Origin of the sequence: Pseudothioclava nitratireducens, assembly GCF_029210495.1 — a bacterium.
Lineage (GTDB): Bacteria > Pseudomonadota > Alphaproteobacteria > Rhodobacterales > Rhodobacteraceae > Pseudothioclava > Pseudothioclava nitratireducens.
On sequence record NZ_JARGDK010000010.1, the window covers coordinates 63055 to 74901 of the forward strand.

Annotated in this window: 13 protein-coding genes; 9 read left to right on the forward strand and 4 right to left on the reverse strand. The window is 64.8% G+C overall.

Annotation, left to right across the window (positions count from 1 at the left end):
* Nucleotides 1-13: 13 nt before the first annotated feature.
* The 3 genes from bufB to P0X85_RS12035 are packed head-to-tail and all read left to right on the forward strand — an operon-like array spanning nt 14 to nt 2032.
* Nucleotides 14-859 carry an MNIO family bufferin maturase gene (gene bufB / locus P0X85_RS12025; protein ID WP_275813532.1) on the forward strand — a complete coding sequence of 282 codons (846 nt, stop codon included), beginning with the start codon at nt 14-16 and terminating at the stop codon, nt 857-859.
* Entirely contained in the window at nt 843-1598 is a 756-nt protein-coding gene (locus tag P0X85_RS12030) for an HvfC/BufC N-terminal domain-containing protein (protein WP_275813535.1), read from the forward strand. Before bufB ends, P0X85_RS12030 begins: the two co-directional genes overlap by 17 nt.
* Nucleotides 1595-2032, forward strand: a complete 438-nt coding sequence (locus P0X85_RS12035) for a DoxX family protein (protein ID WP_275813538.1) — start codon at nt 1595-1597, stop codon at nt 2030-2032. Before P0X85_RS12030 ends, P0X85_RS12035 begins: the two co-directional genes overlap by 4 nt.
* Here P0X85_RS12035 and arsJ read toward each other — a convergent pair.
* Nucleotides 2029-3282 (reverse strand): organoarsenical effux MFS transporter ArsJ, encoded by a 1254-nt coding sequence (gene arsJ, locus P0X85_RS12040; protein WP_275813541.1) that lies wholly within the window; start codon nt 3280-3282, stop codon nt 2029-2031. The two genes, P0X85_RS12035 and arsJ, sit on opposite strands and share 4 nt — an antisense overlap.
* 144 nt (nt 3283-3426) lie before the next feature.
* Between arsJ and P0X85_RS12045 the strand changes: the two genes are divergently transcribed.
* On the forward strand, nt 3427-4269 hold the full coding sequence (locus tag P0X85_RS12045) for a fumarylacetoacetate hydrolase family protein (protein WP_275813544.1): 843 nt from the start codon (nt 3427-3429) through the stop codon (nt 4267-4269).
* On the opposite strand, the gene P0X85_RS12050 is transcribed toward P0X85_RS12045, so the two are convergent.
* Nucleotides 4248-5285: an aldose epimerase family protein gene (locus P0X85_RS12050; protein ID WP_275813548.1), complete on the reverse strand. Its 1038-nt coding sequence runs from the start codon at nt 5283-5285 to the stop codon at nt 4248-4250. The two genes, P0X85_RS12045 and P0X85_RS12050, sit on opposite strands and share 22 nt — an antisense overlap.
* Before the next feature lie 132 nt (nt 5286-5417).
* On the opposite strand from P0X85_RS12050, the gene P0X85_RS12055 reads away from it, so the two are divergent.
* From P0X85_RS12055 to P0X85_RS12075, 5 genes are all read left to right on the forward strand, one after another.
* Nucleotides 5418-6968, forward strand: a complete 1551-nt coding sequence (locus tag P0X85_RS12055; protein WP_275813551.1) for an aldehyde dehydrogenase family protein — start codon at nt 5418-5420, stop codon at nt 6966-6968.
* Between the two features lie 151 nt (nt 6969-7119).
* Entirely contained in the window at nt 7120-7473 is a 354-nt protein-coding gene (gene rpsF, locus P0X85_RS12060; RefSeq protein ID WP_275813554.1) for a 30S ribosomal protein S6, read from the forward strand.
* Nucleotides 7474-7490: 17 nt separating this feature from the next.
* Nucleotides 7491-7718 (forward strand): 30S ribosomal protein S18, encoded by a 228-nt coding sequence (gene rpsR, locus P0X85_RS12065; protein ID WP_095596572.1) that lies wholly within the window; start codon nt 7491-7493, stop codon nt 7716-7718.
* Between the two features lie 12 nt (nt 7719-7730).
* Nucleotides 7731-8315 carry a 50S ribosomal protein L9 gene (gene rplI / locus P0X85_RS12070; protein WP_275813560.1) on the forward strand — a complete coding sequence of 195 codons (585 nt, stop codon included), beginning with the start codon at nt 7731-7733 and terminating at the stop codon, nt 8313-8315.
* A gap of 130 nt (nt 8316-8445) precedes the next feature.
* On the forward strand, nt 8446-9753 hold the full coding sequence (locus P0X85_RS12075) for a mechanosensitive ion channel family protein (protein WP_275813563.1): 1308 nt from the start codon (nt 8446-8448) through the stop codon (nt 9751-9753).
* Nucleotides 9754-9877: 124 nt separating this feature from the next.
* Here P0X85_RS12075 and tig read toward each other — a convergent pair whose 3' ends face one another.
* Both tig and P0X85_RS12085 read right to left on the reverse strand, forming a co-directional pair.
* Nucleotides 9878-11212 carry a trigger factor gene (tig, locus tag P0X85_RS12080; RefSeq protein WP_275813566.1) on the reverse strand — a complete coding sequence of 445 codons (1335 nt, stop codon included), beginning with the start codon at nt 11210-11212 and terminating at the stop codon, nt 9878-9880.
* 190 nt (nt 11213-11402) lie between these two features.
* The gene (locus P0X85_RS12085) at nt 11403-11837 is read right to left on the reverse strand and encodes an Lrp/AsnC family transcriptional regulator (RefSeq protein ID WP_275813569.1); all 435 of its coding nucleotides are present in this window, start codon (nt 11835-11837) and stop codon (nt 11403-11405) included.
* Nucleotides 11838-11847 lie beyond the last annotated feature (10 nt).

Here is an 11847-nt window from a genome sequence, read left to right on the forward strand (position 1 = left end):
AACGGAGGTTCCGATGACCCTGCCAGCGCAAGCCGGGCTTGGCTTCAAGCCGCAGCATTTTGACGCGATCCGCGAGACGCGCCCGGATCTTGGGTTCTTCGAGATCCATGCCGAGAATTACATGGGGGCGGGGGGCGCACCGCATGCGATGCTTGCCTCCTTGCGCGCCGATTATGCGCTCTCGTTTCACGGGGTGGGGCTGTCGATCGGTGGCGCGGGGCCGCTCGATGCGGACCATCTGCGCCGCTTGCGGGTGCTCTGTGACCGCTACGAGCCCGACAGTTTTTCCGAGCATCTGGCATGGGCCAGCCATGGCGAGGCCTATCTGAACGACCTTCTGCCCTTGCCCTATACGCCCGAGACCCTGGACCTCGTCTGCGATCATATCGACCAGCTCCAAGACGCGCTGGGGCGGCGGATGCTGCTGGAAAACCCAGCGACCTATGTGACATTCTCCGAGTCCACGATCCCCGAAACCACGTTTCTGGCCGAGATCGTCAAGCGCACTGGCTGCGGGCTGTTGCTCGACGTGAACAATGTTTTTGTCAGTTGCTCGAACCACGGTGCCGATCCGCGCGCCTATCTCGCGGCGTTTCCGGTTGCGGCGGTGGGGGAGTTGCATCTGGGCGGGCATGAGGCCGAGGAGCTTCCCGAGGGCACGGTGCTGATCGACGCGCATGGCGCGCCGGTCGCCGACCCGGTCTGGGCGCTTTATGCCGAGCTGATCGGGCGGATCGGGCCGCAGCCCACACTGATCGAATGGGACAATGATGTCCCCGATTTTCTAACGCTTTGGGCCGATGCCCAACAGGCGCAGGCGATCCTCGACCGGGGGCTGACCCATGCCCGCGCATCCTGAGCGGCTGGACCACTGGCGCGCGGCGCTGGCGGGGGGCGCAATGCCGCCCGGCCTCACCACCTCCGAGGCGCGGTTCGCGATCTATCGCAACAATGTCCACCACTCTCTGCACGAGGCGTTGCGGGCGCGGTTCCCGGCGCTGGAGCGGCTCTTGGGGGCGGAGTGTTTCCGCGCGCTGAGTGCCGATTTCATCGCCGCCCATCCGCCGCGCAGCCCGGTGCTGCACGAATGGGGCGACGCGATGCCGGGCTTTGTGGCGACGCTCGCGCCGCTCGCCCATTTGCCCTATCTGGCCGATGTCGCGCGGATCGAACTGGCGCGCGGGCGGGCCTATCACGCGGCGGATGCGCGACCGATGCCGCCGGAGGCGCTCTTGGCGCTCGCTGGCGATATGGCGCGCTTGCAACTCGTGCTCGTGCCAGCGGCAGAGGTCCTGCGGCTCGACACCCCCGGTTATCAGGTCTGGCGCCGTCAGCAGCCCGAGCCACCGCCAAGCCCCGTTACGTGGCAGGGCGATGCGGTGTTTGTCTCGCGCCGGGGCGTGGATCAGGTGCTGACGCGAGCGCTCGATCCTGCGGAGGCCGTTTTCATCGAGGCGCTGCGCGCGGGCGAGACCTGTCTGGCCGCTTCGCGCCAAGCCGCGCGACTGGGCGCGGGCTTTGACCCGATCACCGTCTTTTCCAACCTCATCCGCGACGGCCAGATCGTCGCGGCCCGCCTGACAGGAGACACACCATGACCCCGACCGCCATCCTGCGCCCGCTGAATGCGGTTTTTGATCGTCTGCCCGAGGACATCGCCTTGACCGCCGCGCGGCTGTTTCCGGCGGCGGTGTTCTGGTTCTCGGGCCGGACCAAGGTTGACGGGCTGTCGATCAAACCCTCGACCTGGGCGCTGTTCGAGGACCTTTACGCGCTGCCGGTCATCCCGCCGAATGTCGCGGCTGTCATGGCGACGGTGGCCGAGCATGTCTTTCCGGTGCTGCTTGTGCTGGGGCTCGCCACGCGGCTCTCGGCGCTGGCGCTTTTGGGGATGACGGCGGTGATCCAGACCTTCGTCTTCCCCGAGGCCTGGGTCACGCATGGGCTTTGGGCGGCGTGTTTCCTGACGGTGATCCTGCGCGGGCCGGGGCGGCTCTCGCTCGATCACTGGCTGGGGTTTGACCGGCGCTAAGGCGTGAGGCGGCGCATCGCTAGCCAGCTTGCGCCCGCCATCGCCGCCGAGGTCACAAGACACAGAGGCAAGCCGCCGATCTGATAGCTCAGCCCCGAAAGGAGCGTGCCAAGCAGCCGCCCCGCCGCGTTGGCCATATAGTAGAACCCCACATCCATCGTGACCCGCTCATGCGCACTGAGTGCAAGGATCAGGTAGGAATGGAGCGCTGAGTTCAGCGCGAAAACGAAGCCAAAGGCAAGGAGGCCAAGGACCAGCGTCACGGTGAGCCATGTCTCCGCTCCGCCTGCAATCAGTGCGGCCAGCGCCAGAAGCGCCGGGATCGGCGCCAGGATCGCCGCCGCCCAGGTCGCCTGCCGGGCAGCGGGGGCGGGGTCATCGCTTCGGGCGCGCAGGAGGCGCGGGGCCGTGCCCTGCACCGCGCCGTAAAGCATGATCCAGACCGCCATGAAGCCGCCCACGAGGAAGAACGCCATACGATCCCCGGCGGCGGTTCCATCCGAGAGGATCGCCTTGAAATAGATCGGCAAGCCCACGACGAACCACACATCGCGCGCGCCGAACAAAAACATCCGGGCCAGAGACAGCTGATTGATGCGGGCGTCTTTGGACCAGACATGGGTGAGTTTCGCGGATTTGCGCCCGGTGGGCAGCCCCTTGGGCAAGAACAGCACGACGCCCAGCAGGATCGCGCCAAGGATCGCGGCCATGGCCCAGAGGCTCGCCTCGAACCCGGCCAGCGCGAGTAGGGCCGCGCCAAGGAAGAAGCCCAAGCCTTTGACCGCGTTCTTCGACCCGGTCAGCACGGCGACCCAGCGAAACAGCGCGCCATCGCCCTTGGGAGCCAGCAGTTTGACCGCCGATTTCGAGGACATCTTGGCCAGGTCCTTGGCCACCCCCGAGGCGCCTTGCACGGCCATCACATAGACGACGGAAAGCCCGACCGACCACGCCGGATCAAGTTGCGCCAGCGCGGTCAGCGCCACGATCTGGAGCCCCAGCCCCGCATAGAGTGTCGAGGCCAGTCCGAACCGCGCGGCCAGCCAGCCCGCCGTCAGGTTGGTCACGATCCCCGCGATCTCATAAAGCAGGAAAAGCCACGCCAGTTGCAGCGCCGAAAAGCCAAGCCCGTGGAAATGCAGCAGCACCAGCATCCGCAGCGCGCCATCGGACAGCATGAAGGCCCAATAGGCGGCGGTCACCGCCATATAGGCGCGCAGCGGATTGGCGGAGGGCGTGGTGGGCGTCATTCCGGGGTCCTTGGTCGTCTCAACTCTTCTGCCAGCCCGCGCGGGAGGCCGCCAGAGTGGAAATCTCTCTTGGCGCGGTCCTGTAACAGGCGGATGACTGTTTTGCCGCACAGGCTTATAGAGAGGCAAAGAGGAGGACAGGCGATGAAACTTTTGCGTCACGGGCCGAAAGGGGCCGAGAAGCCGGGGCTGATGCATGAGGATGGCACGATCCGCGACCTGAGCGGTCTGGTGCCCGATATCGGGGGCGAGGTGCTGTCCGATCCGGGGATGGGGATGCTGCGCGCGCTTGATCCCGCCACGCTGCCCGAGGTCGCGCCTGACACGCGGATCGGCGCTTGTGTCGCGGGTGTCGGCAAGCTGATCTGCATCGGGCTGAACTATGCCGACCACGCCGCCGAGGCGGGCATGGAGGTGCCGCCCGAACCGGTGATCTTCATGAAGGCCACCTCGGCGATCTGCGGGCCGAACGATCCGATCCTGATCCCGCGCGGCTCTGAGAAGACCGACTGGGAGGTTGAACTGGCCTTCGTCATCGGTAAGCGCGCGAAATATGTCTCCGAGGCGGAGGCGATTGATCACGTCGCGGGCTATTGCATCTGTAACGATGTCTCCGAGCGCGCCTTTCAGACGGAACATTCCGGGCAATGGACCAAGGGCAAGAGCCATGACCATTTCGGCCCGTTGGGTCCGTGGCTCGTGACCCGCGACGCGGTGGCCGATCCGCAGGCGCTTGACATGTGGCTGACCGTGAATGGCGAGGTTATGCAGAAGGGCTCGACCCGGACGATGGTCTACAACGTACCGTTCCTCGTCTCGTATCTGTCGCGCTTCATGACGCTGGAGCCGGGGGATGTGATTTCGACCGGCACGCCGCCCGGTGTGGGTATGGGGATGAAGCCGCCGCGCTATCTGCGTGCGGGCGACCGCGTGGAATTGGGCGTCGAGGGCTTGGGCGTGCAGCGTCAGGCGGTGCTGGCCGAATAGGCCGGGTCTGTCACCGTCATCTCCATCCGGTGACGGTAGATCTCGCCGGGGCGCAGGAGCGCGCTGGGAAAGCCCGAGTGGTTCGGCGCATCGGGCCAGTTCTGGGTTTCCAGCGCGATCCCCCCAAAGCGCCCGATCCGTCGCCCGAGGCCGGGCTGGGCCGGATCCAAATGCGCGCCCGTATAGACCTGAAGGCCGGGCGCATCGGTCCGGATCGAGAGCGTTCGCCCCGTTTCGGGCGCGCGCAGCGTCGCGGCCAGCCGAAGACCGTCTGGTCCGGGCGGCTCGCTCAGGCAGAAATTATGGTCGAACCCGTCCGGCCCCGGCATCGCAGCGCCAATCGCGCGCCCGTGGCGAAAATCTAACGCGCTGCCCGCGACCGGACGGATTTCGCCGGTCGGGATCTGATCGGCGCGGGTGGGGGTGTAGTGTTCGGCACCGATCTGCATCTCGTGATCGAGGATCGTCTCGGCGCCCGAGAGGTTGAAGTAGCTGTGATGGGCGAGGTTCATCACCGTGGCCTGCGTGGTCTCGGCCTCCATGGTGATCGTCAGCGCGTTCTCGGGCGTGAACGCGTAGGTGACGCTGATGCGGGCGGTGCCGGGAAAGCCCATGTCCTCATCCTTGGAGATCAGTTCGAGCCGCGCTGAGGCGCTATCCCACTGTGTGAAGCGCCAGACCCGGCTGTCAAACCCGCCCGCGCCACCGTGAAGCGTGTTCGCCCCATCGTTGCGGTCAAGGTGCCAGACCTTCCCGTCGATCGTCACCCGCCCGCCGTCGATCCGGTTGGCAAAGCGCCCGCAGGTAGCGCCCATGAAGGCCGTGCAGGCGCGGTAGCCCGCGAGGTCGGGCCGGGAGAGTGTCACCGGGCGTATTGCGCCGCGTGGATCGGGGCAGAGCCACTCCACGAGCCGCGCGCCGTAGCTGATGATCCGGGCCCGCGCACCGTTCGGAGCCGTGATTTCATGGAGATGCACTGGGCTGGCCTCAATCATGCCATAGATATCGGGTGACATAGGCTATCCTTTGCGGGGCGCGTGTCGCGGCGTTTCGCGTTTCGAAACAGATTTGTGGCGCAATGCTCCGGGCTTGCCAAGCGGGGATGGGTGCGGAAAAAATGGGCAATGGTTTTAGGAGATTGATCCGGTATGGCGCGTGACGAGGATGACATGATGGCGGCGGTGTCCCGCACGATCAACGAGGCGAACGGCCCCGAAGCCGTCGCATCGGAGGCGGCGCAACAGGCTGCCGCGCCCGTCGCCCCCCCGGCAAGCGTCGCCGATACACCCGCCGCGCTTATCTCGGAGCGCTTTGCCGCGATGACCGCCGGCGCGCAGGAGCGGCGCACCGGGTTCGACCTTGAGCGTCGGCGTCTCGCGCTGAAAACGCTCGCCAAGACCGTGCGCAGCCATGAGCGCGAGATCATCGCCGCGCTGGCCGCCGATCTTGGCAAACCCGAACCCGAAGTGCGCCTGACCGAAATCCTGCCCGTGCAGGCCGAGATCAGCCACACGCTCAAGCATCTCAAGGGTTGGATGAAGGTGCGCAAGGTCAAGGGGACGCTGGCCACCGTGGGCACCAAGGGGCTGATCCGGCCCGAACCCAAGGGGACGGTGCTGATTATCGCGCCATGGAACTATCCTCTGGGTCTTGCGCTGGGTCCGCTGGTCTCGGCGCTGGGCGCGGGCAATGCCGCGATCATAAAGCCGTCGGAATTCACGCCCGCGACCTCGGCGCTTCTGGCGAAGATGATGGAGACGGCCTTTGCCCCGGATCTGGTCTGGGTGGCCGAGGGGGGGGCGGGCGTTGCGCAGACGTTGCTCGACAAGCCCTTCGATCATGTCTTTTTCACCGGCTCGCCCGCCGTCGGCCGCAAGGTCATGGCGCAGGCGGCGCAGCACCTGACGCCGGTCACGCTCGAACTCGGGGGTAAATCGCCGGTGATCGTCGGCCCCGATGCCGATATTCCGGCGGCGGCCCGCGCGATCGTCTGGGGCAAGTTCGCCAATGCCGGCCAGACCTGTATCGCGCCCGATCACGTCTATGTCGCCACCTCGCGGATGGACAAGTTCCTCAAGGCGGTCCGGGCCGAGATCGCGCGGATGTATGGCAAAGACCCGGAGGCGCAGATGGCCTCGGGCGATCTGGCCAAGATCGTGAGTGCGCGTCACTATCAGCGGCTCGTGGACATGATCAATCAGGCCGAAAGCATCGGCGCGACCATCGCGCTTGGCGGCGCGGGCGATGCCGAAAGCCGCTTTGTTGCGCCGACCGTGCTGACCGGGGTGCGGCCCGACATGACGGTGATGCGCGAGGAAATCTTCGGCCCGATCCTGCCGCTGATCCCCTTCGAGGATATCGACGCGGTCATCGCCCGGATCAACAAGGGGCCAAAGCCGCTCGCGCTTTATGTGTTCGAGAAGGACAAGGCGTTCATCGACCGGGTGAGTACCGCCACCAGCTCTGGCGCGGTGGGGGTGAATGTGACGCTGGCGCATTACATGCATCTCAACCTGCCCTTCGGGGGGATCGGCAATTCCGGCATCGGGGCGGCACATGGCGAATGGGGGTTCCGGGCCTTCAGCCACGAAAAGCCGGTGCTCGTGAACCGCCGCGCGCCGCTGGCCAGTTTCATGCCGCCCTACAAAGGACTGAAGCGGCGAAAGATCCGCATGATGGCGCGGCTTCTGGGGCGCTAGGGGCGGGCAGGGATTTCTTCCTTGCATCGCGGGGCAATGCCGGTATAACGCGCCATCTTCCGCAATCGTATGAACCGGCGGAGCCTCTCGTGGTGGGACGCGGAAGTCTGAACCCCACCTATGAAGCCGCCCGAGACAAACAGGAGCCCGCATGCCCCTTTACGAGCATGTCCTCATTTCGCGTCAGGACCTGTCCAACGCGCAAGCCGAAGGCCTCATCGAACACTTCTCGACCGTCCTCGCGGATAACGGCGGCAAAGTCGTCGAAACCGAGTACTGGGGCGTGAAGACCATGGCCTACAAGATCAACAAGAACCGCAAAGGCCACTACGCCTTCCTGAAGACCGACGCGCCCTCGGCCGCCGTTCAGGAAATGGAACGCCTGTGCCGCCTGCATGACGACGTGATGCGCGTGCTGACCATCAAGGTCGACGCACATGAAGAAGGTCCGTCCGTGCAGATGCAAAAACGCGACGAGCGCTCCGAGCGCCGTGAGCGCCGTTGATCGAGAGGAGCTAAACCATGGCAGCTAAACCGTTTTTCCGTCGCCGCAAGGTTTGCCCGTTCTCGGGTGAGAATGCGCCGAAGATCGACTACAAAGACACCCGTCTTCTGCAGCGCTACATCTCTGAGCGCGGCAAGATTGTCCCCGCCCGTATCACCGCCGTTTCGGCGAAAAAGCAGCGTGAACTCGCGCGCGCCATCAAACGCGCCCGCTTCCTCGCCCTGCTGCCCTACGCTGTGAAGTAAGGAGCCAGGCACATGCAAGTCATCCTTCTCGAACGTGTGGCCAAGCTCGGCCAAATGGGCGATGTCGTGACCGTCAAGGACGGCTACGGCCGCAACTTCCTGCTGCCGCAAGGCAAGGCGCTGCGCGCCTCGGAAGCCAACATCAAGTCCTTCGAGGACCGCAAGGCGCAGCTCGAAGCGCGCAACCTCGAAACCAAGAAAGAGGCCGAAGATCTGGCCGCGAAACTCAACGGGCAACAGTTCGTTGTGATTCGCTCGGCATCGGATGCCGGCGCTCTCTACGGCTCGGTCACCACCCGTGACGCGGCTGACGCAGCGACCGCTTCGGGCTTCTCGCTCGACAAGAAGCAAGTCGCGCTGAAAGCCCCGATCAAGGATCTGGGCCTGCACGAAGTGCACGTGGTTCTGCACCCCGAAGTCGACGCGACCATCGTTCTGAACGTGGCCCGCTCGACCGAAGAGGCCGAACTGCAAGCCTCGGGCAAGTCGATCCAGGAACTCGCAGCCGAGGCGGAAGCCGAAGCTGAATTCGAGATCGCGGAACTCTTCGACGATATCGGCGGCGCGACCGGCGACGACGAAGGCGAAGAAGCCTGAGCCTCAAGACAAGGCGCCGCACTACGGTGATGGCCTGAAACCGCGTCCCGCAAGGGGCGCGGTTTTTTCATCGGCGCTTGTCGTTTGGCGGGCGCTGTCCTAGGACAAAGGCTCTAGGCCGGAGGATGCCATGCTGCAAAGCTATCTCGACAAGCTGCAACCCTGGATCGAGATCGCCCGCGACTGGGCGGTGACGCCTGCCGCATGGGGGCAGATCGTGGCGCTGGCGGTGGCGTGGCTGCTGGGGCGGCTGATCGGCGGCAAGCTCAAGGCGCTCTTCGTGCGCCTGCTGACGCCCGCTGAAGGGGCCCGAGGGCTCATGGTCTTTGCCCGCAACGAGGCGCGGCGCTTTGCCCCGATCATCGTGCCGCTCACCTGTGCGGCGATCGCCGCCGGGGCCGAAGAGGGCTTGCGCGCGGCCTTTGGCACGGCGGGGGTTGTCGGGCTGGGCAAGCGGATCTTCCTGTTCCTCGCACTGCGGGTCTTTGTGCGCGACGTGCTGCGCGACCCGTTCCTGCGCGCCTATGGACGGTTTGTCGTGCTGCCCATCGGCCCGGTCTATGTGCTGGGCCTGCTGCCCGTCGTGAGCGAGGCGCTCGCCGCGATGCGCGTGCCGCTTGGGAACCTGTCCTTCGACATGCTCTGGGTGGTCAAATTCGCGCTGTTCGGCGGGTTGATCTTCTGGCTCGGCCGGTTCTCGAACGACCGCTCGCATCTCTATCTCGAGGCGCAGGACGGGTTGCGCCCGGCGACGCGCCAACTGGCAATCAAGGCCGCGGAAGTCGTGATCTTCGGCGCGGCCTTCCTGATCCTGATGAACGTGATGGGCGTCAATCTGACCTCGCTCGCGGTGATCGGGGGGGCGATCGGTGTCGGGATCGGTTTTGGCCTGCAACAGATCGCTTCGAACTTCATCTCGGGGATCATCCTGCTGCTCGAAGGGCAGGCCACGGTCGGCGATTATGTCGAACTCGACGGTGGCGAGCAGGGCACGATCGTCAAGATGACGATGCGCTCGATCATCCTCGAGACCTTCGATGGCAAGTGGATCGTGGTGCCGAACGAGCATTTCATCACGACGCGTGTGGTGAACTACTCGGATCAGGGTTCGGCCAACCGGATCGAGGTGCCGTTCTCCGTGAGCTATGACACGGATATCAATCGGGTGCCCGAGATCATCGAGGCGGCGGTTTCGGCCTATCCCAAGGCGCTGACCGCCCCGGAGCCGCCCGATTGCGAGCTGCGCGGTTTCGGGGATAGCGGGATCGATTTCGCGGTCGAGTTCTGGGTGAACGGGATCGACGACGGCAAGAACAAATATGCCTCGGACGTGCTCTTCATCATTTGGAATGCGCTGAAGGAGAACGGGATCACGATCCCCTATCCGCATCGCGTCATCGAGATCAAAGGGCAGGGGGGCGCCGCCCCCGAGGCCTGACGGCCTCTCCCCCGGGATATTTCGGGCAGACTGACAGGGCTGTGTTTGAGCAGGGCCGTGTTGTTCTGCGCCCAGCAAAAAGGCCGCCCCGAGGGGCGGCCTTTCACATCCCGAATGGGTGGGATTACAGTTCGTCGAGCGCTTCGATGGCCTTTTGCAGGTCCTCTTTCGAGACCTCTTTCTCGGTCACTTCGGCCCCTTCGACGATGAAGTCGACGACTTTGTCCTCGAAGATCGGCGCGCGCAGTTGCTGTTGCATCTGCGGGTTTTGCTGCACGAATTCGAAGAAGGCGCGTTCCTGGCCCGGGTATTGGCGTGCCTGGTTCAGCACGGCCTGGGTCATTTCGGCGTCGGTCACTTCGATTTCCTGCTTGCGGCCGAGTTCGGCGAGCAGCAGGCCAAGGCGCACGCGGCGTTCGGCGAGGGTCTTGTGCTCGTCGGTCGCTTCGATTTCGCCGTGGTTATGGCCGTGCTCTTCCGGGTGCTCTTCGTGCCAGAGCTGGTGTGCGATCTGACCGGCTTCGGCTTCGACGAGCGAGGGCGGCAGTTCGAATTTCACCTTGGCGTCGAGCTGATCGAGCAGGCCGCGCTTGAGAACCGCGCGCGAGGCGCCTTTGTACTCGGCTTCCAGACGCTCTGCGATCTGCGACTTGAGCGCGGCGAGGTCTTCTGCGCCGAACTTCTTGGCCAGTTCGTCGTCGATCTGGGCTTCAGCCGCGCCGCGGACTTCCTTGACGGTGCACTTGAAGAGCGCGTCCTTGCCGGCGAGGTGGGCTGCGCCGTATTGCTCGGGGAACTTGACGTTGACCTCGACGGCCTCGCCTTCTTTCGAGCCCATCAGCTGGTCTTCAAAGCCCGGAATGAACGAGCCCGAGCCGAGCACGAGCGGGTAGTCCTCGCCCTTGCCGCCTTCGAATGCTTCACCATCGACGAAGCCTTCGAAGTCGATCACGACCTGATCGCCATCAGCGGCTTTGCTGCCTTTTTTCTTCTTCTCGAAGTTCTGCGCGGTCTTGGCGAGATTTTCCAGCGCCTCGGTCACGGCGGCGTCCTCGGCCTTCACGACCAGACGCTCGAGCTTGAGGCCCTTGAGGTCCACTTCCGGGATATCCGGCAGGTTTTCATAGGTCACGTTCACGACCACGTCGTCACCCGGCTTCCATGCGTCGCCGCCGTCCATTTCCATTTTCGGCTGCATCGCGGGGCGGTCGCCGGTTTTCTCGAAATGCTCGGACATCGCGCCATCGACAGCTTCCTGCATCGCATCGCCGAGCACGCGCTCGCCGAATTGCTTGCGCAGCATGGCCAGCGGAACCTTGCCCTTGCGGAAGCCTTTGATCTCGATTTCCGGCTGCGCTTCGAGCAGTTTCTCGGTGACTTTCTCGTCGAGCTCGGCGGCGGAGATGGTGATCTGGTAGCCGCGCTTGAGGCCTTCGTTGAGGGTCTCGGTGACCTGCATGGGATGTCCTTTATCCTTTGGGCCGCGCGTCAGGCGGCCAATCCGTCGAATTTCAGCCGCCCTTCTAGTGTTCACGCGCCTTGGAGGCAAGGTGAAAACGGGGGATTTCGGGGGCGCGCACGCGCGATTTCGCGCATCTTGCGCGAGGGGCTGCGGATGCCGCGGCGCGGCGTCGTGGGGGCAGGGCGGTTCAGGCCGAAACCGGCGCCAGCAAGAGGCAGCTTTCGCTGTTGAGAACACCGGGAACTTCGCGGATTTCACGCAGCACCCGGTCGAAATTCGCAAGGCTGTCGGTGCGTATTTCCACCACGAGATCCCACGCCCCATTGGTGGCGTAGACGGTGGCGACCTCGGGAATGCGGGTAAGGGTGCGAATGACCGCGCGCGACATCTTGCCTTGAAGCTCGACCAGCGTGATCGCCTTCACCTCGCCTTCGACATCGACATCGGTTTCGACCGTGAAGCGGCGGATACGTCCTTCGGCCACGAGCGCGTCGAGGCGGCTGCGCGCCGTGGTGCGCGAGATGCCCGTGGCTTGCGCGAGTTCCGTGATTGACATGCGCGCATTGGCGCGCAGTGCGGCGATGATGGCGCGGTCGGTCTCGGAAAGGCGGGGGTTGGTCATTGTGGCGATC

Excerpts from the sequence above, each read along its gene's own strand:
- bufB (WP_275813532.1), top strand. The coding sequence starts at position 14 with ATGACCCTGCCAGCGCAAGCCGGGCTTGGCTTCAAGCCGCAGCATTTT.
- P0X85_RS12030 (WP_275813535.1), top strand. The coding sequence starts at position 843 with ATGCCCGCGCATCCTGAGCGGCTGGACCACTGGCGCGCGGCGCTGGCG.
- P0X85_RS12035 (WP_275813538.1), top strand. The coding sequence starts at position 1,595 with ATGACCCCGACCGCCATCCTGCGCCCGCTGAATGCGGTTTTTGATCGT.
- arsJ (WP_275813541.1), bottom strand. The coding sequence starts at position 3,282 with ATGACGCCCACCACGCCCTCCGCCAATCCGCTGCGCGCCTATATGGCG.
- P0X85_RS12045 (WP_275813544.1), top strand. The coding sequence starts at position 3,427 with ATGAAACTTTTGCGTCACGGGCCGAAAGGGGCCGAGAAGCCGGGGCTG.
- P0X85_RS12050 (WP_275813548.1), bottom strand. The coding sequence starts at position 5,285 with ATGTCACCCGATATCTATGGCATGATTGAGGCCAGCCCAGTGCATCTC.
- P0X85_RS12055 (WP_275813551.1), top strand. The coding sequence starts at position 5,418 with ATGGCGCGTGACGAGGATGACATGATGGCGGCGGTGTCCCGCACGATC.
- rpsF (WP_275813554.1), top strand. The coding sequence starts at position 7,120 with ATGCCCCTTTACGAGCATGTCCTCATTTCGCGTCAGGACCTGTCCAAC.
- rpsR (WP_095596572.1), top strand. The coding sequence starts at position 7,491 with ATGGCAGCTAAACCGTTTTTCCGTCGCCGCAAGGTTTGCCCGTTCTCG.
- rplI (WP_275813560.1), top strand. The coding sequence starts at position 7,731 with ATGCAAGTCATCCTTCTCGAACGTGTGGCCAAGCTCGGCCAAATGGGC.
- P0X85_RS12075 (WP_275813563.1), top strand. The coding sequence starts at position 8,446 with ATGCTGCAAAGCTATCTCGACAAGCTGCAACCCTGGATCGAGATCGCC.
- tig (WP_275813566.1), bottom strand. The coding sequence starts at position 11,212 with ATGCAGGTCACCGAGACCCTCAACGAAGGCCTCAAGCGCGGCTACCAG.
- P0X85_RS12085 (WP_275813569.1), bottom strand. The coding sequence starts at position 11,837 with ATGACCAACCCCCGCCTTTCCGAGACCGACCGCGCCATCATCGCCGCA.